The following is a 22,518-nucleotide window of genomic DNA, read 5'->3' as shown; positions in this document are numbered from 1 at the left end:
ACGCAAGAATGATCGCGCAGTAGTTCACGCAAGGCGCGGCCAGCTCGCGCGACGTCATCGGCGTGGGTGCCTGGACACACAGAATCCCGACCCAACAAAGTCTTCGTCCTCGGCACGAGAGACTGTCTGTCCAGGGAGTTCCATGTCCAACGTCAACGGCGCGCCCGCACGCGCCTTTCCGCCATGAGGCGGCGCGTCAGCGTCCGCACGCCCGCGGGCGATGCCCTTCGATTCCACCGGCTGGCCGGCCGCGAGGAGCTGAGCCGGCTCTACAGCTTCGATCTCGACCTGCTTGGCGGCCACGACGCGATTGACCCGAACGCGATGCTGGGAAAGTCCGCCACCGTCGTCATCCAGACCGAAAGCGGCGAAGCGAGGCACATCGACGGCATCGCCACGCGGTTCGGTCTTTCGGGCGAGGACGACCGCCATTGCTTCTACCGGATGCAGCTGCGCCCATGGCTGTGGCTGGCGACGCTGCGCTCCGATTTCAGGATATTCCAGGACCAGAGCGTTCCCGAGATCGTCGCGGCCGTGCTCGATCGCTACGGCCATCCGCTCGAACGCAGGCTGGGCCGAAGCTACTGCCGCTGGAACTACTGCGTGCAGTACGGCGAGAGCGACTTCGACTTCATCTCCCGCCTCTGCGAACACGAAGGGATGTATTACTTCTTCCGCCATGAAGACGCTCGGCACGTGCTGGTCTTCGGCGACGACATCGCCGGCTCGCACGGGCCGCTGCCTGGTGGCGAAGAGCTGCGTTTCCATGTCGACGAGCAGGCCGGCATGACCGGCGGCCCGGATGCCGGCGAGCGCGTCTACGAATGGACCGCTCGCGAAGAGGTTCGGCCAGGCCGCTTCCTGCATGACGACTACGACGACCTGCACCCCAGGGCAGACCTGAGCCAGTCGCGGCAGAAGGCCATCGGCCACGAACACGACCGCTACGAACAGTACGAGTGGCCCGGCGGCTACACCCGGCTGGAGGATGGCGATGCCTATGCGGTCATCCGCAACGAGGAACAGCTCAGCGAGCGCAGCCGCGCCAGCGGCCGCTCCAACAGGCGAGACCTCGCGCCGGGTTTCACCATGCGCCTGGCGCAACACCCCCGCGCCGACCAGAACCGGCAATACCTGCTGCTCGGCGTGAGCTACGACCTGCGAGAGAACCTTCAGGCCACCGAAGGAAGTCAATCCTCCGAAGGCTCGGTGCAACGCTTCGCGTTCGAAGCCCAGCCCACGAGCCTTCCCTGGCGGCCCCGGCGCACGACACCCAAGCCGCGCACGCATGGACCTCAGACTGCCGTCGTGGTCGGCCCTGCCGTGGAGGAGATCTGGACCGACCAGCACGGACGCATCAAGGTGCAGTTCCACTGGGACCGGCTTGGCCGCCACGACGAGAACACCAGCTGCTGGATGCGCGTGTCCTCGAACTGGGCAGGCGCGAACTTCGGCGAGGTGGCGCTGCCCCGCATCGGGCAGGAGGTCATCGTCGACTTCCTCAACGGCGATCCGGACTGCCCCATCGTCATCGGCCGCGTGCACAACGCCGACCTCATGCCGGCCTGGGCGCTGCCCGCGCAGAAGCACCTTGCCGGCTATCGCAGCCGCGAACTCGGCGGCGGCGAACGCGGCAACCATCTCGCGCTGGACGACACGAGCGGCAAGCCGCAGGCCCAGCTCAAGAGCGACCACCTGAGCAGCAGCATCAGCCTGGGGCATATCGGCCGCATCGAGAGCACGGCCGGGCGCGAGGACGACCGGGGCCAGGGCTTCGAACTGCGCACCGATGGGCACGGGGCCATTCGAGCCATGGCCGGCCTGCTCGTCACCACCGAGGCGCGCCCGAATGCACAGGCCCACATCACGGACGTGCGCGAGACCGTCGCACGGCTGACGCAAGGACGCGATCTGCATGAAGGATTGAGCCAACTGGCTACGGAAGCCAAGGCGCATGAGGCAGGCGACCAGGACGAGGTGGCCCGGGAACTGAAGGAACAGAACGACGCCATCAGGGGAGGCAGCGCCGCCGCGCGGCAAGGCGAGTTCCCCGAATTCAGGCAGCCGCACCTGACGCTGGCCAGCCCGGCAGGCATACAGACCACGGCACAGGGCTCGACGCACGTTGCCAGCGCCGGCCACAACGCGCTCACCAGCGGCGCGCATACCAGCGTGAGCGCGGGCAAGAGTTTCCTTGCAAGCGCGAGGGACGCGGTGCGCCTGTTCGCCTGCAAGGCCGGAATGCGGCTGATCGCGGGCAACGCGGACATCGACATCCAGGCCCTGCGCAACAGCATCAACCTGCTGGGCAGGCTCAACATCAAGCTCGAGGCGGAGCGCATCACCATCACCGCCAGGGAGGAAGTGCTGATCAACGGCGGCTCCAGCTTCAGCCGCTGGAACGCGCAGGGCATCGTGCACGGCACCAACGGCCTGTGGCGCGAACACGCCGCGACCCACAGCTTCGTGGGGCCCGCGAGCCGCGCGCCCCAGTTGGTGAACCAGGACCCGAACGCCGCCTTCGATCAGGAACTGATCTTCCATAACCTCGACGAGAACAACTCGACCGCAGCCCGGCAGGTGTTCAGGCTTGTGCGCGAGGGAGAACCGCCGCCGCGCGAGCCGGCGCCTGTCGGCGCACAGGCGCCGGCTCGCGGCGGAGCCATCACCGGCAGCGACGGCTCCACGCAGGTGCAGCGTGCCGACGCGCCGGAGTTCTACAAGGTGCGCTGGCTCGGACGGGCCAAGGAAAGCTCGAACGCCGGAGGGAGCGCGTGATGGCGGTACAGGGAGAAGACGAAGACCGCTGGATGGATTTCTCGCTGGGCATCGGCGGCTTCGCCGAGGCGGGCGTGGTCACCACGCCCGTCGCCGACAAGCGCAGGGTGCGGGTGCGCGTGCCACCCGGAAAGCTCATCCCCGTTGTTTTCCTGCCGGGCATCATGGGCAGCAACCTGCGGTTGTCCAGGGCGCGGCAGGCGCTGCTCAAGCGCCAGGACAACATCGCCTGGCGACCCGACGACACCGGCGACGTCCTGGGCCGGCGCAACGACAACCCCGCGCAGCGCCAGATGCGCCTGGACCCCGACGAGGTGGAGGTGGACCGCTACGAGGTCACCGACAACGGCCCCGCCGGGTACGACGCGACAGGGGACGCGACGCTCGGCTCCGACAAGCGCCACGCCAACGTGCCCGACAAGCTGGGCTACATCAGCAAGCTGCTGATCGACGACCCCAAGGCCGACCCGAGCCACCCGCTGGCTGCCAACAGGCAGAGCTTCTCGGCCGCGCAGAAGGCCCGCGCGCGCGGCTGGAGCGAGGTGATGTTCAGTGCCTACGGCGACATCCTCAAGCACATGGAAGGCCGCCTCAACGACATGCTGCAAGGCCAGGGCGAGCAGGTGAAGGTGTCCTTGTCGTGGGCGAACAGCGAAGACCCGCAGGCGATGGTGGGGCGCGCGCCCTCGGGCTTCGGCGCGCAGGAAGGCGCCGCGCTCAGCGAAGCCGACCTCATGAAGATCGGAAACTGCTGGTATCCCGTGCACGCCTTCGGCTACAACTGGCTCAGGAGCAACGGCGAGGAAGCCCGGTCGCTCGCGCCGAAGATCGACAAGCTCGTTCGGACATACAACGACAACGGCTTCGACTGCCCCGGCGTCATCCTGGTCACGCACAGCATGGGCGGCATCCTGGCCCGCGCGCTGATCCATCCGGACTACGGAAATATCAAGGACAAGGTGCTGGGCATCGTGCACGGGGTGATGCCCACCACCGGCGCCGCGGCAGCCTACAAGCGCATGCGCGCGGGCTTCGAGGGCGGAGGTTTCCTGGACATCGTCGCGAACATCATCCAGGGCCTGCTGGGTGACGACGGAGAGAAAGTCACGGCAGTGCTGGCCAATGCGCAAGGTGGCCTCGAACTGCTGCCCGCGGCTGCATACGGCACGCAGTGGCTGCATGTGCAGGACCAGGAGGGCAACTTCCTCGCTCGCCTTCCGCAAGGCGATGCCGTGGAGGAGATCTACACGCAGGGGCCGGAGAAGTGGTGGCGGTTGATCAATCCGGAGTGGATTGATCCGGCTGGGCAGTTGGGGAAGCCCAAAGATGAAGGTGGGAAGACCGAAAGCCAGATAGGTTCGGAAGCAACGAGAAATCGAGTTGGAAGAGCGATGGAATTTGCCAATGCCATCGAAAACACCTTTCATGAGCGCACCTATGCCCACTACGGCAACGATCCCAAGCAGCTGGCCTGGAACGAGGTGTCGTGGCGCGTGGTTGATGGAGATGCCGCGAAGGCGGGGGACCCGGCCAACTGGACGCTGCTGCCTGGCGCGAAAGGTGACAGCAAGAAGGGCCTGTTGAAGGTGCGCGGAGACCACGGCACGGAACTCATCCTGAAGCTGCAGCCAGCCGGTGCCGCTGCGGACGGCACAGTCCCTGTGGAGCGTAGTGCCAGCAAGGTCAAGGCCAAGCTCAAGTTTGTCCAGCGCGGCTATGACCACCAGAACAGCTACAGGAACCAGGACGCCAACGCCTCGACGCTGTACGGCGTCGTGCGCATTGCCAACGAATTCGATCCGGCTTGGTGGGACAAGAAGGATTGAGACCTTTGCTCAAATCGTGAAAAGGAAATCGACTAGATGAAGAACACTCGCATTGAACGGTTGTTCGAACACACCAAGCTGCTGTGTTTCGGACGCTATGTACTCACAGTTCCCGTGGATTCGCGCTTGGCTTTTGGGCGCGACTTCCCGACCCTGCCCAACCAAGCTATTCACATCCAGAAGGTGATGAATGCCGAACGGGCAAAGATTCTGGCGGCATACAAGACGGCCGAAATTACATACTTCGGCGAGGGGCCGGCGCCTAACACATGGCTGATTCGGTCTTACGAAGACAAGTTTGCGAAGAAGCTTGAACTGGAGGGCTTCGATGTGTATTACATCGTAGGACCGCATATCTTCATCGGAGGAGGCGCGACGGCAAAGAGCACGAACAGCACGGCCGATTCGATCCTTCAACGAGCCATCGATGTTGCTGCGAATCTGCGAGTCCGCACCCCCGACGAAGTCCCCACCGAACAAGGCCTGTGCCACGAGTTCGGCTTCCGCCGCCTCGACGGCACCAGGGGCAATGTGCTCACGCAAGTCGGCCTCCACATGGCCGCACTGCCCGACGTGGTCTTCAGCGTCGAGAGCAACCAGACCGTCAACACCAGGTTCGCCGGCAACAGCGACGGCCTGCTCAAATTGATCGCCGACCGCAAGCGCGAGGCCGGCAGCAGGTACCCCAAGCTCACGACCTTGCGCGAGGGCAGGAAGAATGTCCATGGCTGGAACGGCGAAGAATCCCTGGTGCGCCGCGCCGACGGCACGCACGACTTCGAATGGATGTTCATCGGCGAGAACGGCGGCAGCGTCGCGAGACCGGGCAACCTCGACGTGACGATGCACACCAAGGTCATGGCCGACCGCATCGGCGCGGCGCCGGCTTCCTCGCTCGATGACGAAGAGGCCATCGCGCTGTGGGACAGGCTGCTCGACGGCCTGAAGTTCCGCGTCGCGGTGCCGGGGGCGCCGGCCGAAGCCGTGGCGATCCAATGAGGGAGTCCGTGATGACATCGAAACACAACCCGGTGCGCCGCAAGGCAATGCGGATGGTCGCCGGTGCCGTCGCGATGGCGGCTTCGCCGGTGCCTGTGCTTGCGCGGCTTCAGGTCGAAGGCGATTTCGCCGGGCCGTCGAGCAATGTGCTGTGGAAGCCCGTCGACGATGCCCGGCGTTTCGGGAAGCCATCCGGCGATCTTTTCGAGGTCGGGCTCTCACGGTGAGCGCCTCGCGCGGGGCGCGTCGACCCCGCGAGGCTCGAGTCAGCTACGCGATGCCTCGCGCGCGCCGGTTGGACATCACCACGTTGTCCTTCGGAATGGCCTGGCCCTCGCGCATCGCCGAGATCCACGCATCCGTCGTGGTCACGGCCGCGAAGTTGCTGTGGAACACCACGCTGAAGACGCGGTGGATCTCTTCCGCCGTCACCTTGCCCGCCGCGTTCTCGTAGGGCAGCGCGCCGCTGGCGTCCGCGAGGAACTCCACGCTCAGGCCCCGGTGCATGGCCTCGTACACGGTGGAGGCGTCGCAGTTCTGCGTCATGTAGCCGGCCACGCTCAGCGTGTCGATCTCGTGGCGCGCGAGCCATTCGGCGAAGTCGGTGCCGGTGAACACGCTCGGAAAGCTCTTGGTGATGAGGTGGTCGCGCGGCCGCTTTGCGATCTCGGGATGCAGCTGGCCGTTGTGCGTGTCGGCCTGGAACACTGGCGCGCCCTTGGGCGCATGGTGGCGCACCACCACCACCGGCGTGCCGGCGGCGCGGGCGGCGTCCATGGCCTTCGTTACGTTGGGCAGCGTGTCCTCGATGGGCGGGTACTCGATCGGCAGGCCGCCGCCTTCGAAGTATTCGTTCTGCACGTCGATCACGACGAGGGCGCGGCGCGGAGTGGCGGTGTTGTTGCTCATGAGTGGCTCCTTCTCTTGTGTGGTTCGGATGGCCTGATTCTTCCCGCCGGCATCGTTCCGTGAAAGTGGCCCGAAAGCCATTCGTCGATAAGATCGGGCCATGACCGCACCAGCCGCATCCGCAGCAGAAACCGTCGCAGTCGTCGCCTTCGACGGCATCAGTCCCTTCCACCTGTCCGTGCCCTGCATGGTCTTCGGCGAAGACCGCACCGAGGCCGGCGCGCCGCGCTTCCGCGTGCAGGTGTGCGCGCCCGCGCCCGGCGAGCTGCGCACCAACGCGGGCTTCTCGCTCGTGGTGCCGCACGGGCTGGAGGCGATACGCCGCGCGCGCATCGTGGTGGTGCCTTCATGGCGCGACGACTGCAGCGCGGCGCCGCCCGAGCTCATCCGCGCGCTGCAGGCCGCGCATCGGCGCGGCGCCATCGTGGTGGGGCTGTGCCTGGGCGCCTTCGTGCTGGCCGAGGCGGGTTTGCTCGACGGCCGCCCGGCCACCACGCACTGGAAGCTGGCGCCTGCCTTCGCGAAGCAGTATCCGAAGGTGAAGCTGCAGCCCGAGGTGCTCTACGTGGACGACGGCAATGTGCTCACCTCGGCCGGTACGGCAGCCGGCATCGATTGCTGCCTGCACCTGCTGCGCGTGCGCCATGGCGCCGAGACCGCCAATCGCGCCGCGCGGCGCATGGTGGTGGCGCCGCACCGCCAGGGCGGGCAGGCGCAGTACATCGAGCAGCCCGTGCCCGCCACCGCCGAGCGCGACCGCCTCGCGCCGCTGCTCGAATGGCTGGGCCGGCACCTCGACAAGCCGCACGAGCTCGACGACCTCGCGCGGCGCGCGCTCATGAGCCGGCGCAACTTCACGCGGCGTTTTCGCGAGTCCACCGGCACCACGGTCGGCCAGTGGGTGCAGAACCAGCGCCTCGCGCTCGCGCAGCGGCTGCTCGAGACCACCGACCATCCGGTCGAACGCATCGCAACCGGCGCCGGCTTCGGCTCGGCGGTGTCGCTGCGCAAGCATTTCGTCTCGGCCTTCAAGGTATCGCCCACGGCATACCGCCAGCAGTTCTCGCGTGCGTGAATGAGAAAGAGGGGTGTGCTTCGCGCCAAGGGAACCGTGGCGCAGCGACACGCAGTGCGCGAAGCCTGGGGGTCAGACCGTGACTTGCCGCCGTGTGGTGAGCAGTGCCCGCAGCTTGGCCGGCGCGACCGGCTTGGTCAGCAGCATCACGCCGCCGTGGCGCAGCCGCTGCAGCACCTCGGGGCCGGTGGCGCCCGACACCAGCACCGCCAGCGCGTCGGGCTGCAGGCGCTTGGCGGCGTCGATCACGTCCACGCCGTCGCCTTCGCCCGCGAGCTGCAAATCGCACAGCACCGCGTCGTAGTGGATGTCGCCGGTGCCCAGCCGTGCGATGGCCTCGGCGCCGGTGCCCACGCACTCCACCTGGCAACCCCACTGCTCCAGCAGCGCGCGGCTGCCGTCGAGGATGGCGGGGTCGTCGTCCACCACCAGGCAACGCAGGCCCACCAGCGGCGCGGGCGCCATCTGCGGCGGCTCGGGCGGCGTCACGTCGGCCAGCCGCGCGGCGGGCAGCGTGAAGGCGAAGGTGCTGCCGGCCTGCAACGCCGAGCGCACGGTGATGCGCGTGCCCAGCAGCGCGGCGATGCGCGCGCAGATCGCCAGCCCCAGCCCGAAGCCGCGGCGCCGGTCGCGCTCGGTGTTGGCTACCTGGTAGAACTCTTCGAAGATGCGGCCCTGGTGGATGGGTGCGATGCCCACGCCGTTGTCGCGCACCTCGATGCGCACGCCCTGCGCGCTGCGCCGCGCCGCCACCAGCACCGTGCCGCCCTCGGGCGCGTGGCGCAGCGCATTGGTGACGAGGTTGCCGACGATGCGCCGCAGCATCGCCGCGTCGGAGCGCACGGCCAGGCCGCGGTCGCTCCAGCGCAGCCGAACGCGGGCCTCGACGGCGGCCGCGGCGTGCTGCGCGTCGAGCTGGTCGAACAGCTCCACGAGCGGCACCTTGACGATGGCCGGCGTGAGCACCTGCGCGTCGAGCCGGGAGATTTCGAGCAGGTCGTCCAGCAGCACGCCCATGAACTCCGTGCTCTCCTGCAGCCGAAGCACGGCCGGACGCTGCGCGGGCGTGGCGCCAGGGAGCAGGCCGTCGATGAAGAGACCCATGGCATGCAGCGGCTGGCGCAGGTCATGGCTCGCGGCTGCCAGAAAGCGCGCGCGCGACAGGGCCGCCTGCTCGGCCTCGGCCATGCGCTGCAGCGCGACGGCGGTGGCCTCGCGCACGCGCTCCTCGCTGATCTGGCGGTTGCGCTGCAGGCGCTCGGCGAGGCGGTCGATGTCGTGCGCGAGCACCGCGAGTTCGTGCGTTCCGCGCGTGCCGCCTTCCACCACGTCGCAGCGCACCTCGAAATGCCCGGCTTCCAGCGCCGCGACGGTGCGCGACACGCGCCGCAGCGGCCGCGCCACCGTGCGCGCCATGTGGCGCACCGAGGCCCACGCCGCGATCAGCGCGACCAGCGCGATGCCGATGCCTGCGATGAGCGAGCGGCTGCGTTCGCGCGTGTAGGCGGTGGTGTCGCGGAAGGTCTGCACCAGGCCGATGGGCGTGTCGCCCGCCGCGGTGGAGCCGGCCGGCGCGAAGGCGCTGGCGCGCGAGGCTTCGCGCAGCGTGACCGGCGAGGTGAACATGCGCAGCTGTGCGAGCGACGGCGTCTTGGGCCCGGCCGTCACGTAGATGCCCGCGCTGTTGCTGATCTCCACCCGCGTCACCTGTCCTCCGCGCAGCGCGGCGTTGGCCACGTTCTGCAAGGCCGGCAGGTCGCCCGCGTAGAGGCTCAGGTCGGACATGGCCGCCACCTGCCGCGCCACGGCCTGGCCCTCGGCGTCGAAGGCGGCTTCGAGGGTCTGCAGCCGGCTGTGGGTGAACCAGCCGGTGAGCGCCAGCGCCACCGCCGCGCACGGCACCACACCGAGGCGGAACAGGTCGCGCTGCAGGTTGCCGCGCACGACCAGCGTGTGGGGCGACTGGAAGGAGGCGGGCGGCGGAGATGGTGACGGCGGCGACCGCGATGGCGAGCCCGCGCCCTCCGTCTCCGGGGGCTCGACCGGGCCGTGGGAAGGCGGGACGCTGCTCATCGCGGGGCCGCGAGCCGGTCGGTCAGTTCCCGTTCCTCCGGCAGGCGCAGGCCGAGTCCGCGTGCCACGGTCGCGTTGACGCGCACGGTGGCGGGCGTCGCAGCTTCCACCAGCGGTGCGTTGTTGTTGCCATTGCCGCTGGCCGTGCCGGCGCTCGCGACCTTCTGGCCGAGCAGCCGCGCCTGCTGGGCGAGCTGCGAGGGCGTGGAGACCGCCGCCGCCAGGCCGCCCGAGCGCACCAGCCCCTCGCTGGCGCCGAACACCGGCAGGCCGGCGGTCGCGGCGGCGCGCAGCACCGAGAGCGTGGCCGCCTGGTTGTCGCCGATCAGGTCGGGCAGCACCATCAGCGCGTCGCTCTGCGGCACCACCAGGCGCAGGGCGGAGGCGATCGATCGCGCGTCGGGCGCGTATTCCACGCGCAGGTCCCAGGCCGGGTTCGTGCCCTGCGCGGCGCGCTGCAGCTCGCGCACCAGCGGCTCCGATTCGGGCGTGGCCACCACGCCCACGCGGTGCTTCTGCGGCAGCACCGCGTTGACCAGCGCGAGCTGGTCGGCCATGGCCGGGTCGCGCAGCAGCACGCCCACGCGGCGGTCGCCGCGCCGCAGCGCCGGGCTTGAGGCCTTCAGGGTTTCGTATTCGAGGCGGCTCAACATCGCCAGCACCAGCGGCTCCTGGCCCGGGCGCTCGATGGCCGCGCGCGCGGCGGCGGGGCCCACGGCCATGGTGAGCGGCGTGTCGGCGGCGCTGGGGCGCAGGCTGCGCGTGCGCACGCCCGCGTTGGCCGCACGCTCGGTGTCGGGGGGCGCGGCCGCCTCGGGCTGTGCCGTGAGGGCTGCGCCCGGCGCAACGCGCACCAGCTCGAACTTGCCGCCGGGTTCCTGGTCGGCGCGCAACTGCTGCACGAACTCGGAAGACGCCGCCATGTCGTCGCCCATCAGCACCGTGAGGCTGGCCGCCGCGAAGCCGCTGCCCGCCGCGGCCCACGCGAGCGCCGCCGCCAGCGCGCCGCGGGCGGCGCGCCACAGCCTTCTCGAAGAGGGCGGGAGGACGGGATTCACGGCAACAAACATGGACTGCTTCCGCAGCGAGGGGCGATCCAATGTAAGGATGACCCCTTCTCAGCGCGATAAGGCGGAGGGCTTATGTCAGCGTGTGCGGTGGCCTGCACGCGTGATGAATTCCACGCCGCTGTGGCCGCACGGCCTATGCCCGATGGCGTACCCAGGCACTTACCGCTGGCGCGCCTATGCGCCCACCGCCTGCGCGGCCGCCGCGCGCTGCGCCTGTATCGCCTGGCGCAGCACGCGCGGCGACACCGGCTTGTAGAGCACCGTGATGCCCGCGCTCGCCACCTCGCGCAGGCGGTCGGGCTTGGTCTCGCCGGTCACCAGCAGGCGGGCGGTGGCGGCGCCGATGCCGCGCGGATGGCGCTCCAGCGCGGCAATCACGTCCAGGCCGTTGTCGCCGCCTTGCAGCAGCAGGTCGCTGATGACCACATCGGGCGGCCGCTCCCAGTCGTCGGCCATGGCCAGCGCCTCGGCGCGGGTCTGCGCGGGCAGCACCTCGGCACCCCAGTTGGAGAGCACCACGGTCAGGCCCTCGAGGATGGTGCGCTCGTCGTCGATCACCAGGATGCGCACGCCGGCCAGGCTTTCTTCCTCCTCGATGGCGGCGAGGGCGGGCACCGCCGCGGGCATGGGCAGCGCGGCCGCGGCCGCGCGCACCAGCACCCGCACGCAGGTGCCCTTGTGCAGCTTCGAGCTCAGCTCCACGCGCGTGTTGAGCAGCTCGGCCAGCCGCTGCACCGTGGCCAGGCCCAGCCCCATGCCGCGCGCCCCGCGCGATGCCTGCCGTCCGGCGGGCTCCACCTGGTAGAACTCCTCGAACACCCGCGCCTGATGGTGCGCGGCGATGCCCACGCCTGTGTCGACCACGTCGATGCGCACGCCCCGGCCGCGCCGCCGGGCGCCGATGAGCACGCCGCCCTCGATGGTGTGGCGCAGCGAGTTCGACACCAGATTGTTCAGGATGCGCGAGAGCATCACGTAGTCGCAGCGCACCCATACGTCGGTCTTGCGCACCACCAGCCGCAGGCCCTGCTGCTCGGCCACCGGTCGGAAGTTGCGGCTGATCTCCTCGAAGAGCCGGTCGAGCGGAAAGTCGATCCACTGCGGCTGCAGCACGCCCGCGTCGAGCTGCGAGAGATTCAGCAGCTCGGAGAAGAGGCGGTCCAGCGAGTCCACGCACTCGCGGATGTGGCCKATGCGCTGCAGCTTCACCGGGTCGCTCTCGCCGTTGGCCAGCCCGTCGGAGAACAGCGTGAGCGCGTGCAGCGGCTGGCGCAGGTCGTGGCTGGCGGCGGCCAGCAGCCGGGTCTTGGCCTGGCTGGCCACCTCGAGCAGCTGGTTCTTGCGCGCAAGCTCGGCGGTCGCCTCGTTGATGCGGCTCTGCAGCAGCCGGCGGCTCTCGGCGAGCGCGCGCGCCGCCTCGTTGAAGCCCCGCTGCAGATGCCGCACCTCGGCCGTGCCCTCGATGGCCACGCTCGCGTCCTCGCCCGCGCCCAGGCGGTCGACCGCCTTGCCCAGCGCGCGGATCGGCTCGCTGATGCGCCGCGCCGCCCACCAGCCGGCCAGGCCCACGCCCACCAGGCTGATCGCCAGCACCAGCCCCACGTTGAGCCACACCGAGCGTCGCGCGCTCTGCACGGCCTCCAGGCTCATCTCGACCATCACCTTGCCGTTGTGGCGGCCGTCGTCGCTCACGATGGGCACCACCACCTGCAGGCCCTCGGTGCGGGCACGGTCCGTGGTCTCGGAGTTGGCGACGATCTCGCCGTCCTCCGTCCAGATCTGCACCTGCTGCACGTTGGGCTGGTAGGTGCCCGACTGGGCGGTGCGCGCCAGCGCGCGGCGGTCCATGCGCGCCAGCGGCGCCTGCGCCACCGTGGCCACCTGCAGCGCCACCGTCTGTGCGTTGGCGCGCATCAGCTCGGTGAGGTTGCCCAGGTGCTGGCGCGTCAGCACGGCGATGGCCGCCAGCGTGGCCAGCGCCGCCGGCACCATTGCCAGCAGGATCAGCTGCTGGGCGAAGGTCAGGCGCCCCAGGCCCCGGAGGACGCGGAAATTCCAGTTCATGGAGGCATCGGACGCATGGGCGCCGAGCTTATGGCGGCGATCCGGAACGGGAAAGCTGGGAAAAACATCACAACAAATGTTTGCAATTGATATTTAATGGCGTCCGTGCCGCCCATGTTAGACCCGCCGATGCGCGCCGGCCCTATGTCTTTCGCCCCAGAAATGCAGGCTTCCATGCGCCGATTCGCCCCGTTCTCAGCCGCCTGGTTCCGCGCGGCGGCCCTGGCGCTGCTGGCGGCACTGCCTCTTGCGGCGAGCGCCCAGGCCAATGCGCCGGACGGCCCGCCGGTACGCTTCGGCATCCTGCCGCTGGGTGGCGCCTTCGAGTCGCGCAGTGACTGGGACCCGCTGCTGGCAGAGCTCAGCCGCGCCATCAACCGGCCGGTGAGCGTGCTGTCGGTCAACTCGTACGAGGCGCTGGCGCAGGCGATCCAGCGCGACGAGGTCGACATGGCCTTCCTTTCCGGAAAGATGGCGCTCGACGCCGTCACCCAGCGCCGCATGAAGGTGGTGGCGCAGGTGGTGCGCCACGACGGCCTGCCCGGCTATCGCGCGCTGCTGCTGTCGCGCAAGGCACCGCCCTTCAATTCGCTGAAGAACCTGCTGGAGCAGCCCGATCGCTGGCGGCTGGCGCGCGGCGAAAAACTGTCGGTGTCGGGCTTCATCGTGCCGCAGCTGCAGCTCTTCCTGCCGAACCACATCGCGATGGAGACGCGCTTTCGCAGCGAGATCGTGGGCACCCACCAGGCCACCGCGCTGGCCGTGGCCAACAACGAAGCCGACGTGGCCACCAACAACACGGCCGACTTCGAGCGCTTCAAGACGCGCTTTCCGGCCGAGACCGAGCGGCTGCAGGTGATCTGGGAGTCCGACCTGATCCCGCACGCGCAGATCGTGGTGCGGCGCGAATACACGCCTGAGCTGCGCAAGCGCGTGCAGGCCTTCCTGACCGGCTACGGCCGCGCCAAGGGGCCGCGCGGCGACGCCGAGCGCGTGGTGCTGAAGTCGCTGCACGACCTGGCCGGCTTCGTGGCCGCCGACAACAGTTCGCTGCAGCCGGCCGCCAGGCTGGCCTACCAGCTGGCGAAGCAGAACGCCATGACCGCGCAGTGGGTGAACGACGCCGCGCGCGAAGCCCGGCTGCAGCGCATCGAGAGCAGCTACGCCGAGCAGGTCAGCGTGCTGAAGGACGTGTCGCCGTGAGCATGCGGGCCAGGCTCTGGCGCGCGGCCGCCGCACTGCTGGCCTTCATCGCCTTGCCAGTGATGGCGCAGCAGGCGGCGGTGGTCTCGCCCGCCGGGAAGGGCGCGCCGCCGGCGGCCATCCGCATGATCCGCTTCGGCGTGCTGCCGCTGGGCGGTACCGTCGAGTCGCGCGCGCTGTGGACGCCGCTCATGAACGACCTGGGCCGCGCGCTCGGCATGCCGGTCAGCATGTATTCGGTGCCGACCTATGAAGAGCTCGACCGCGCCATCGGCCGCGACGAGATCGACATGGCCTTTCTCTCGGGAAAGATGGCGCTCGATGCCGTGATGCAGCGGCGCATGAAGGTGGTGGCGCAGATCGCGCGGCATTCCGGGCTGCCCGAGCACCGGGCCGTGCTGCTGGTGCGCAAGGCCGGTCCGCTCAACACGCTCGAAGGCCTGCTCGCGCAGCCCGAGAAGTGGCGGCTCGCGCGCGGCGACAGCCGCTCGGTCACCGGCTTCATCGTGCCGCAGAGCCAGCTCTTCCTGCCGCACAACATCGAGATGGAGACGCGCTTTCTCAGCGAGTTCGTCGGCACCCACCAGGCCACGGCGCTGGCCGTGGCCAATGGCGATGCCGACGTGGCCACCAACAACACCACCGACTTCGAGCGCTTCCGCCAGCAGTTCCCCGTCGAGGCCGGGCGGCTGCAGGTGGTGTGGGAATCGCAGCCGCCGCCCGGCGCGCAGATGGTGGTGCGGCGCGACTTCCCGCCCGAGTTCCAGGCGCGGCTGCAGAACTTCCTGACCGGCTATGGCAAGGCCAAGGGTGCGCGTGGCGACGCCGAGCGCGAAGTGCTCAAGAGCCTGCGCGCCGCCTACGGCTACGTCGCCGCCGACGACAGCGCCCTGCTGCCGCAGGCGCAGCTGGAGCGCCAGCTCGGCAGGCAGCACGCCATGGCCGCCGCGTGGGTCAACGAGGCCGCGCGCGAGCAGCGGCTGCAGCGCATCGACAAGACCTACGCCGAGCAGGTCGAAACGCTGCGCGGCGCCGCGCGCTGAACAGACAAGCCCGCGCGCCGGGCAAATCTCTACTCCCTTCGCCGTAGCTCCAGGTCCTCGCCTAGGCCATTGGCTAGGCCTTAAGGCGGATTTGCCACCAGCCCCCCGAGCCGGAAACTTCGTGTTTCTTTCAGGCAACCCTTGCCGTTGACGGAGTGCGGATGAGTTGGCGAACAAAAGTGGTCTGGAGCGAGGGGATGCTGTTGCAGCCTCAGCACCTGCAGCAGAGCGAGCGTCATGCCGATCACGCGCGGCACGTGCTGCTGCGCTCCACCACCCCCTACGCATGGGGCTTCGCCGAGCTGGAGATCGACTCCGCCGCGCTCACGCTGGGCAAGCTGGCGCTGGTGCGCGCGGTGGGCGTGTTCGGCGACGGGACCGTCTTCGACATGCCGGCGGTCGATCCGCTGCCCGAGCCCATCGACATTCCCGTCGCCATGCGCGACGAGGCCGTGGTGCTCGCGCTGCCGCTGCGCCGCGCCGGCGCGCGCGAAGCCGATGCCGAAGAATATGAAGAGCTGGTGCGCCACCGCGTGCTCGAGTCGGAAGTGCCCGACTCCAATACCGCCGGCGAGCGCACCGCGATGCTGCAGCTGGGCCAGCTCCACACGCGCCTGATGCGCGCCAGCGAAGCCACCGACGCCTGGACCACCATCGGCGTGGCCCGCGTGGTGGAGCGCCGCGTCGACAACCAGGTGCAGCTCGACCGCGCCATGCTGCCGCCGCTGCTCGACGTGGCCGGCCATGCCGTCATCCGCGCCTGGCTCGACGAACTGCTCGGACTGCTGCGCCAGCGCGGCGAGGCGCTGGCCGGCCGGCTCACGCAGGGCGGCACCGGCGGCGTGGCCGAGATCGCCGACTTCATGCTGCTGCAGGCCGTCAACCGCAACGAGGCCGTCTTCGCGCACCTCGCGAAGAGCGCGATGCTGCATCCGCAGCACTTCTTCGAGCATGCGCTGGGGCTGGCCGGCGACCTCGCGAGCTTTCGCGACTCGCGCCGCGTGTCGCGCTTCGGCCCCTACGTCCACGACGACCTTGCCATGAGCTTCCGCCCGCTCATGGACGACCTGCGGCGCAGCCTGTCGATGGTGTTCGAGCAGTCGGCGATCCGCATCGACCTGCACGACCGCAAGCACGGCGTGCGCGTGGCGGTGGTCACCGACGTGGAACTGCAGCGCAAGGCCACCTTCGTGCTCGCGGTGAGCGCGAGCATGCCCAGCGAGGCGCTGCGCGCGCGCTTTCCCACGCAGGTCAAGATCGGGCCGGTCGAGCGCATCCGCGATCTCGTCAACCTCGCGCTGCCGGGCGTCACGCTCACGCCGATGCCGGTGGCGCCGAGGCAGATTCCCTTCCACACCGGCGCCAGCTACTTCGAGCTGGAGACGCGCAACAGCGACCTGTGGCGGCAGCTCGAGCAGTCGGGCGGCATCGCGATGCACATCGCGGGCGACTTCCCCGGCTTGGACCTCCAGTTCTGGGCAATACGAGCATGACCCCCAGTCTTCGCGCACTTCGTGTCGCTGCGCCCACCCCCTTCCGGGGGGCAACGCCTGCGGTCCGGCAAAGCCGGTTCGCCGGCATGCCACGAATTGGCACCGTCAGCGTGGAGCCATCATGAGCACACCTCCCGATCCCTTTGCCGCATTCGAGTCGGAACGCACGGTCATCAAGCCCAAGCCGCGCACGCCGTCGGGCACGCCGAGTGCGCCTGCGCCCGCGCCATTCTTCGGCGGCGCCGATCCGACGCCGGCCGCCGACGTGGGCGAACTGGGGCTGCTCAATCCGCTGGTGTCGGCCGCCGGCAAGCTGCTGGTGCTGATCGGAAAGCTGCGCAACCTCGCTCAGCCGCCCAACGTGCCGGCGCTGCGCGCATCGACCGCCGACGCGGTGAACCAGTTCGATGCCAGCGCGAGGCGCGCGGGCGTCGGCAATGAGTCGGTGCTGGCCGCGCGCTACGTGCTGTGCACCGCGCTCGACGAGGCTGTCGCCAACACGCCCTGGGGCGTGCAGGCCGGCTGGAACAAGCAGAGCCTGCTGGTGCAGTTCCACAACGAGACATGGGGTGGCGAGAAGGTCTTCCAGCTGCTGGCCAAGCTCGCGCAGGACGTGCCCACGCACCGCCAGCTGCTGGAGCTGATCTACAGCGTGCTCGCGCTCGGCTTCGAGGGCCGCTACCGCGTGATCGACAACGGCCGCGCGCAGCTCGACTCGGTGCGCCAGCGCCTGGCCGACCTGATCGCGAAAGATCGCCCGCCGGTGGAAGCCGAGCTCTCGCCGCACTGGCGCGGGCAGGGCGCGGGCACGGTGCGTCTGCGCGAGTCGCTGCCGCTGTGGGTGTTCGCGGCCGGCTTTGCGCTGCTGCTGGCGCTCGCATGGTTCGGCCTGCGGCTCACGCTCAACCACCGCTCCGACACGACGTATGCGGCGGTGTCCAGCCTGCGCGCGCCCAACATCCAGATCGCGCCGCCCGCGCTGCCGGCGAAGACGCCGCGCCTCGCGCGCTTCCTGGAGCCCGAGGTGAAGCAGGGCCTGGTGACGGTGACCGATGAGGCCGACCGCAGCGTGGTGCGCCTGCGCGGCGACTCCTTCTTCGGCTCCGGCAGCGCCGAGCCGATGCCGCAGTCGCTGCCGGTGCTGCGCCGCATCGGCCAGGCGCTGGCCGAGGTGAAGGGCGAGGTGCTGATCACCGGCCACTCCGACAACCAGCCGATTCGCTCGCTGCGCTATCCGTCGAACTGGCACCTGTCGGCCGCGCGCGCCGACGCGGTGAAAGGCGCGCTCTCCACGCTGGTCGATCCGGCCCGCATGCGCTCCGACGGCAAGGCCGACGCCGAGCCGGTGGCGCCCAACGACACGCCCGCCAATCGCGCGCGCAACCGGCGCGTCGAGATCGTGCTGCTGACGGGGCCCGAGGGCGTCACCCCCGCTCCCGCCGCCGCGCCGGCCGCTGCTCCAGCCACGGGAGCGACGAAATGATCAAGAAAATCTTCGGCTTCCTCTTCAGCCCGCTGCTGCTCACGCTGCTGGCGCTGATCGTCGTCGCGCTGCTGATCTGGTGGATCGGCCCGCTGGTGAAGATCGGCTCGCTCGCCCCGCTGGAAAGCGAGACCACGCGCGCCATCGTCATCGGCGTGATCGTGCTCGTCGTGGTGCTGCGCGCGTTGTACCGCCGCTGGCGCGCCCGCCGCGCGAGCCAGCATCTGACCGACGGCCTCATGAAAGCGCCGGCCGCCAAGGCCGATGCGCCGGTCAACGGCGAGCAGAAGATCCTCGACACCCGCTTCAGCGAAGCCGTCGCCACCCTCAAGCAGATGCGCATGCACGCCGCCGGCAAGAAGCCGGGCTGGCGCGACTGGCTTTCCATCTCGGGCGGCAGCTATCTCTACGACCTGCCGTGGTACGTCTTCATCGGCGCACCGGGCGCGGGCAAGACCACCGCGCTGGTCAACTCGGGCCTGAGCTTCCCGCTGGCCGAGAAGTTCGGCCCCGGCGCGATTCGCGGCGTGGGCGGCACGCGCAACTGCGACTGGTGGTTCACCGACGAGGCCGTGCTCATCGACACCGCCGGGCGCTACACCACGCAGGACAGCCACCAGTCGGAAGACAAGAGCGCGTGGGAAGGCTTCCTGGGCCTGCTGAAGAAGGTGCGCCCGCGCCGTCCGCTGAACGGCGTGTTCCTCACCGTCAGCGTGGCCGACCTGCTGAGCCAGGGCCCCGAGGCGCGCACCCAGCTCGCGGCATCGATACGCGCGCGCCTGCTGGAGCTCGACGGCAAGCTCACCACGCGGCTGCCGGTGTATGTGCTCGTCACCAAGAGCGACCTGCTCTACGGCTTCACCGACTACTTCGACGACCTCGGCAAGGAGCAGCGCGCGCAGGTCTTCGGCTTCACGCTGCCGGCCGACGAGAACCTGCAGGTGGAAGAAAAGGGGCTTTCCGCCGCCTTCAACCGCGAGTTCGCGCTGCTGCACAACCGCGTGAACGATGGCCTCATCGCGCGCATGCAGCGCGAGACCGACGGCAACCGCCGCGCGGCGATCTTCGGCTTCCCGGCGCAGTTCGGCTCCATCGGCCCGCTGCTGTCGGACCTGCTGGAGCAGGTGTTCACCGGCTCGCGCTTCGCGCAGCCGCCGTGGGTGCGCGGCGTGTACTTCACCAGCGGCACGCAGGAAGGCAGCCCCATCGACCGCGTGATGGGCAGCCTGGCGCGCAGTTTCGGCATCGAGCGCGCGATGCTCGCGCCGCAGAAGTCCAGCGGGCGCAGCTACTTCCTCACTTCGCTGCTGCGCGAAGTGGTGTTCCCCGAGCAGCGCCTGGCCGGCGCCGACGTGAAGCTGGAGCGCCGCCGCCACACGCTGCGCGTGATCGGCGTGACGGCCATGACGCTCGTCACCGTCGGCCTGCTCGCGGCCTGGGGCTACAGCACGCTGCAGAACATGAACTACCTGAAGTCGGTCGAGGCCCGCGTGGAGCCCGCCCGGCAGAACCTCGCGGCGCTGCCCGCGCGCGTGCAGAACCTGGTCGAAGTGGCGCCCGTGCTGCAGAGCCTGCGCGACATCTGGAAGACGCCCGACAACCGCCAGGGCGACGAGCCGCTGTCGATGACGCTGGGCCTCTACCAGGGCGACAAGCTCGACGCGGCCGCCATGCTCACGCACCAGCGCGCGTTGAACGACGCCTTCCTGCCGCAGATCGCCAAGCGCATCGAGGACCAGCTGCGCACCGCGCAGAAGGACAACCTCGAATTCACGTACGAGGCGCTCAAGAGTTATCTGATGCTCTACCAGCCCGAGCACTTCGACGCCGAGGCGCTGAAGGCCTGGATCACGCTCGACTGGGCGCGCAACCTCGACCGCGGCATTCCGGAAGACCAGCGCAAGCAGCTCGAAGACCAGCTCGACGTGCTCATCGCCCAGGGCCCGCCGCGCTCGCCGCTGAAGATGGACGAGAACCTGGTGCGCAGCGTGCGCGCCGTGCTCGCGAGCTACCCGCTGGAGCAGCGCGTTTTCAGCCGCCTGAAGCGCCAGCGCGCCAGCAAGGACATTCCGGCCTTCAGCGTGGCGGCAGCCACCGGCCCCTCGGGCCCGCTGGTGTTCGAGCGCATCAGCGGCAAGCCGCTGTCCGACGGCGTGCCGGGCATGTTCACTTATGACGGCTATCACAAGCGTTTCCAGAACGAGGTGACGGTGCTCACCGGCCTGCTCGCCAACGAAGACCCGTGGGTGCTGGGCCAGGACCGCAACGCCGCCGACCGTTTGCGCGACGTGGCCGCCCTCGGCGCGCTGACCGACCGCGTGCGCCGCCTCTACCTGGAGGAATACGTCAAGCAGTGGGAAGCGCTGCTCGCCGACGTGCGCCTGATTCGCGTGAACGGGCTGGAGAAGAACATCGAGACCGCGCGCATCCTCTCGGGCGTCGATTCGCCGCTCGCCAACTTTTTGCGCGCCGTGGTCAAGCAGACCACGCTGATTCCGGCCGCCGACGCCAACAAGGACGTGGTCAGCAAGGCCACCGAGACCGTGCGCAACACCCGCAAGGGCCTGGAAGACCTGTTCGGCGCCGACCCCGGCAGGCAGGTGGCGCCGGGCAAGCGCATCGAGAGCATCGTGGACGACCGCTTCGAGTCGCTGCGCCGCCTGGTCACTGCCGGCGGCCCCAACCAGCCCGCGCCCATCGACGACGCGTTGAAACTTTTCAACGAGGTGTACGTGTACCTCAACGCCGTCGACACGGCCGTGAAGGGCCGCACCTCGCCGCCGCCCGGCGACGTGGCCGGCAAGCTCAAGTCCGACGCCGGCCGCCTGCCCGAGCCCGTGCGCTCCATGATCGAGAACCTGAGCCAGGCCGGCGCCGCGCAGGCCCAGGTGGCCGAGCGCGGCAACCTCAGCCAGGACCTGCGCCCCGTCACCGAGTTCTGTGCCCGCGCCATCGCCGGCCGCTACCCCTTCGTGCAGAGCAGCAAGCGCGACGTGCTGCCCGAGGACTTCGGCCAGATGTTCGGCCCCGGCGGCCTGATGGACGACTTCTTCCAGAAGCGCCTGGCCGCCATCGTCGACACCAGCACCCGCCCGTGGCGCTACAAGCCCGTGGCCGAGCGCGGCGCCATCACCACCCAGGCCCTCGCCCAGTTCGAGCGCGCCGCGCGCATCAAGGAAATCTTCTTCCGCGGCGGCGGCCGGGGCCCGTCGATGCGGCTGGACTTCAAGCCAGTGGAAATGGACGCGGGCATCACCCAGTTCATCCTCGACGTCGACGGCCAGCTCGTGAAATACGCACACGGCCCCGTCGTGCCCATGGCCGTGCAGTGGCCCGGCCCCAAGGGCAGCAACCAGGTGCGCATCCAGGTCAGCCCGCCCTCGACCACCGGCAGCTCCGGCTCGGCCGTGGACGGGCCGTGGGCGCTCTTCCGCACGCTCGACGACGGCCAGCTCGAAGCGGGCGACGCGCCCGAGAAGTTCTTCATCACCTTCCAGATCGGTGCGCGCAAGACGCGCTTCGAGGTGACGACCAACAGCGTGCAGCACCCGATCCGCTTGCGCGAGCTGCGTGAGTTCTCCTGTCCGGAGGGGTTGTGAGCGTCGAGTCCTCCTTTTCTTCTGCTCTTTTTGCATCGACAGCGCTGCCGGGGTGGTTCGGGAAGCTGCCGGGCATGGGCGACTTCGCGCATCGGCGGCTGCCGGAGGCGTTTCGGGCCGTGTGGGATCAGTGGCTGCAGCGGGGGATGTCGCGGCTGCGGGACCGGGCGGATTGGACCGAGCGGTATCTGGAGGCGCCTATCTGGTGCTTTGCGCTGGGACGGCAGGTGGCTGGCGACCGAGCCTGGATCGGGGTGCTGATGCCTTCCGTGGATGGGGTGGGGCGGTACTTTCCGTTTGCCATCGCGGTGGAGCTGGAGGCGGATTCGCCCGGGACCCTGCGAGGCGCGGCGCTGGCTGTTGCGTTGCGGTGGTGGGCTCATGCGACGCAGGCTGCGTTGGAGGGGTTGGATGGGGATCTGGATGCGGTGCGGTTCGATGCTGTGCTGCAGCGGTTGTTTGTCGGGGAGTCATCGTCGTCCGATGAGCGGGGGAGCGGTGTCGAATCGCTGGAGCTGCCGCTGGCGGGAGCTTCGTTGTGGCTGAGTGATCCGTCTGCAGAGACAGGGATTCGGATGTTGAGTACCGGGTTGCCTCGGGATGAGCAGTTTGATGCGCTGTTTCTTGGGTTTGCGGAGGAGGGGTGAGATGAATGCCTCTTGCCGTGTTGCTTCCCGAGGCCGGGTCTCGCCCCGGCGGGCGACCTACTTTTCTTTGCTTCGCCAAAGAAAAGTAGGGGCGGTTTCAATTCTGAAGTGCAACACACTCGATCCTGAAGGGAAGAGCTTGCATGACCAGGAGTTACGAACAGCTGAGTGCCGAAGAGCGAGGGATGATCATGGCGATGAAGCTGCAGGGCAGCAGCGCCAGATTGATCTCCCGGACCTTGCGGCGTGCTCCCAG

16 protein-coding genes are annotated in these 22,518 nt (G+C 69.2%); 11 read left to right on the top strand and 5 right to left on the bottom strand.

The annotated features are described in order from the left end of the window. Positions 1-183: 183 nt before the first annotated feature. Genes QMO14_RS00080 through QMO14_RS00065 form a run of 4 tightly spaced genes read left to right on the top strand, consistent with a single transcriptional unit; the run spans position 184 to position 5,830 of the window. On the top strand, positions 184-2,778 hold the full coding sequence (locus QMO14_RS00080) for a type VI secretion system Vgr family protein (protein ID WP_301503569.1): 2,595 nt from the start codon (positions 184-186) through the stop codon (positions 2,776-2,778). Then, positions 2,778-4,604, top strand: a complete 1,827-nt coding sequence (locus tag QMO14_RS00075) for a triacylglycerol lipase (protein WP_301503568.1) — start codon at positions 2,778-2,780, stop codon at positions 4,602-4,604. The genes QMO14_RS00080 and QMO14_RS00075 overlap by 1 nt, the downstream gene beginning before the upstream one ends. Before the next feature lie 36 nt (positions 4,605-4,640). Then, entirely contained in the window at positions 4,641-5,603 is a 963-nt protein-coding gene (locus tag QMO14_RS00070) for a T6SS immunity protein Tli4 family protein (RefSeq protein WP_301503567.1), read from the top strand. Between the two features lie 32 nt (positions 5,604-5,635). Continuing rightward, positions 5,636-5,830: a hypothetical protein gene (locus QMO14_RS00065; protein WP_301503566.1), complete on the top strand. Its 195-nt coding sequence runs from the start codon at positions 5,636-5,638 to the stop codon at positions 5,828-5,830. A gap of 43 nt (positions 5,831-5,873) precedes the next feature. On the opposite strand, the gene QMO14_RS00060 is transcribed toward QMO14_RS00065, so the two are convergent. Further along, positions 5,874-6,512 (bottom strand): cysteine hydrolase family protein, encoded by a 639-nt coding sequence (locus QMO14_RS00060; protein WP_301503565.1) that lies wholly within the window; start codon positions 6,510-6,512, stop codon positions 5,874-5,876. A 100-nt stretch (positions 6,513-6,612) separates the two neighbouring features. Here QMO14_RS00060 and QMO14_RS00055 point away from each other — a divergent pair, with 100 nt between their 5' ends. Further along, complete coding sequence (locus QMO14_RS00055; RefSeq protein ID WP_301503564.1) at positions 6,613-7,587, top strand: GlxA family transcriptional regulator; 975 nt, start codon at positions 6,613-6,615, stop codon at positions 7,585-7,587. 72 nt (positions 7,588-7,659) lie between these two features. On the opposite strand, the gene QMO14_RS00050 is transcribed toward QMO14_RS00055, so the two are convergent. The 4 genes from QMO14_RS00050 to QMO14_RS00035 form a co-directional block, all read right to left on the bottom strand. Continuing rightward, complete coding sequence (locus QMO14_RS00050; protein ID WP_301503563.1) at positions 7,660-9,660, bottom strand: ATP-binding protein; 2,001 nt, start codon at positions 9,658-9,660, stop codon at positions 7,660-7,662. Then, on the bottom strand, positions 9,657-10,718 hold the full coding sequence (locus QMO14_RS00045) for an ABC transporter substrate binding protein (RefSeq protein ID WP_301503562.1): 1,062 nt from the start codon (positions 10,716-10,718) through the stop codon (positions 9,657-9,659). The genes QMO14_RS00050 and QMO14_RS00045 overlap by 4 nt, the downstream gene beginning before the upstream one ends. A gap of 186 nt (positions 10,719-10,904) precedes the next feature. Beyond that, positions 10,905-12,794 carry a hybrid sensor histidine kinase/response regulator gene (locus QMO14_RS00040; protein WP_301503561.1) on the bottom strand — a complete coding sequence of 630 codons (1,890 nt, stop codon included), beginning with the start codon at positions 12,792-12,794 and terminating at the stop codon, positions 10,905-10,907. Continuing rightward, positions 12,791-12,970 (bottom strand): hypothetical protein, encoded by a 180-nt coding sequence (locus QMO14_RS00035; protein ID WP_301503901.1) that lies wholly within the window; start codon positions 12,968-12,970, stop codon positions 12,791-12,793. The genes QMO14_RS00040 and QMO14_RS00035 overlap by 4 nt, the downstream gene beginning before the upstream one ends. Here QMO14_RS00035 and phnD point away from each other — a divergent pair. The 6 genes from phnD to tagF all read left to right on the top strand — a co-directional run bounded on the left by phnD (position 12,957) and on the right by tagF (position 22,262). Next, complete coding sequence (phnD, locus tag QMO14_RS00030; RefSeq protein ID WP_301503893.1) at positions 12,957-13,997, top strand: phosphate/phosphite/phosphonate ABC transporter substrate-binding protein; 1,041 nt, start codon at positions 12,957-12,959, stop codon at positions 13,995-13,997. The genes QMO14_RS00035 and phnD overlap by 14 nt on opposite strands. 2 nt (positions 13,998-13,999) lie before the next feature. Then, the gene (locus QMO14_RS00025) at positions 14,000-15,040 is read left to right on the top strand and encodes a phosphate/phosphite/phosphonate ABC transporter substrate-binding protein (RefSeq protein ID WP_301503892.1); all 1,041 of its coding nucleotides are present in this window, start codon (positions 14,000-14,002) and stop codon (positions 15,038-15,040) included. 161 nt (positions 15,041-15,201) lie between these two features. Continuing rightward, the gene (tssK, locus tag QMO14_RS00020; protein ID WP_301503560.1) at positions 15,202-16,533 is read left to right on the top strand and encodes a type VI secretion system baseplate subunit TssK; all 1,332 of its coding nucleotides are present in this window, start codon (positions 15,202-15,204) and stop codon (positions 16,531-16,533) included. 121 nt (positions 16,534-16,654) lie between these two features. Then, positions 16,655-18,016: a DotU family type VI secretion system protein gene (locus QMO14_RS00015; RefSeq protein ID WP_301503559.1), complete on the top strand. Its 1,362-nt coding sequence runs from the start codon at positions 16,655-16,657 to the stop codon at positions 18,014-18,016. After that, positions 18,013-21,615, top strand: coding sequence for a type VI secretion system membrane subunit TssM (gene tssM / locus QMO14_RS00010; RefSeq protein WP_301503558.1), 3,603 nt, complete (start codon positions 18,013-18,015; stop codon positions 21,613-21,615). Before QMO14_RS00015 ends, tssM begins: the two co-directional genes overlap by 4 nt. After that, positions 21,612-22,262 (top strand): type VI secretion system-associated protein TagF, encoded by a 651-nt coding sequence (gene tagF, locus QMO14_RS00005; RefSeq protein ID WP_301503557.1) that lies wholly within the window; start codon positions 21,612-21,614, stop codon positions 22,260-22,262. Before tssM ends, tagF begins: the two co-directional genes overlap by 4 nt. Positions 22,263-22,518 lie beyond the last annotated feature (256 nt).

Origin of the sequence: Variovorax sp. CAN15 (genome assembly GCF_030462475.1) — a bacterium.
Lineage (GTDB): Bacteria > Pseudomonadota > Gammaproteobacteria > Burkholderiales > Burkholderiaceae_C > Variovorax.
This window is presented reverse-complemented; position numbering and strand designations above follow the sequence as displayed.

What these genes read in the sequence shown, in the direction of transcription:
- QMO14_RS00080 (WP_301503569.1), top strand. Translation starts at nt 184, where the DNA reads ATGAGGCGGCGCGTCAGCGTCCGCACGCCCGCGGGCGATGCCCTTCGA.
- QMO14_RS00075 (WP_301503568.1), top strand. Translation starts at nt 2,778, where the DNA reads ATGGCGGTACAGGGAGAAGACGAAGACCGCTGGATGGATTTCTCGCTG.
- QMO14_RS00070 (WP_301503567.1), top strand. Translation starts at nt 4,641, where the DNA reads ATGAAGAACACTCGCATTGAACGGTTGTTCGAACACACCAAGCTGCTG.
- QMO14_RS00060 (WP_301503565.1), bottom strand. Translation starts at nt 6,512, where the DNA reads ATGAGCAACAACACCGCCACTCCGCGCCGCGCCCTCGTCGTGATCGAC.
- QMO14_RS00055 (WP_301503564.1), top strand. Translation starts at nt 6,613, where the DNA reads ATGACCGCACCAGCCGCATCCGCAGCAGAAACCGTCGCAGTCGTCGCC.
- QMO14_RS00050 (WP_301503563.1), bottom strand. Translation starts at nt 9,660, where the DNA reads ATGAGCAGCGTCCCGCCTTCCCACGGCCCGGTCGAGCCCCCGGAGACG.
- phnD (WP_301503893.1), top strand. Translation starts at nt 12,957, where the DNA reads ATGCAGGCTTCCATGCGCCGATTCGCCCCGTTCTCAGCCGCCTGGTTC.
- QMO14_RS00035 (WP_301503901.1), bottom strand. Translation starts at nt 12,970, where the DNA reads ATGGAAGCCTGCATTTCTGGGGCGAAAGACATAGGGCCGGCGCGCATC.
- QMO14_RS00025 (WP_301503892.1), top strand. Translation starts at nt 14,000, where the DNA reads ATGCGGGCCAGGCTCTGGCGCGCGGCCGCCGCACTGCTGGCCTTCATC.
- tssK (WP_301503560.1), top strand. Translation starts at nt 15,202, where the DNA reads ATGAGTTGGCGAACAAAAGTGGTCTGGAGCGAGGGGATGCTGTTGCAG.
- QMO14_RS00015 (WP_301503559.1), top strand. Translation starts at nt 16,655, where the DNA reads ATGAGCACACCTCCCGATCCCTTTGCCGCATTCGAGTCGGAACGCACG.
- tssM (WP_301503558.1), top strand. Translation starts at nt 18,013, where the DNA reads ATGATCAAGAAAATCTTCGGCTTCCTCTTCAGCCCGCTGCTGCTCACG.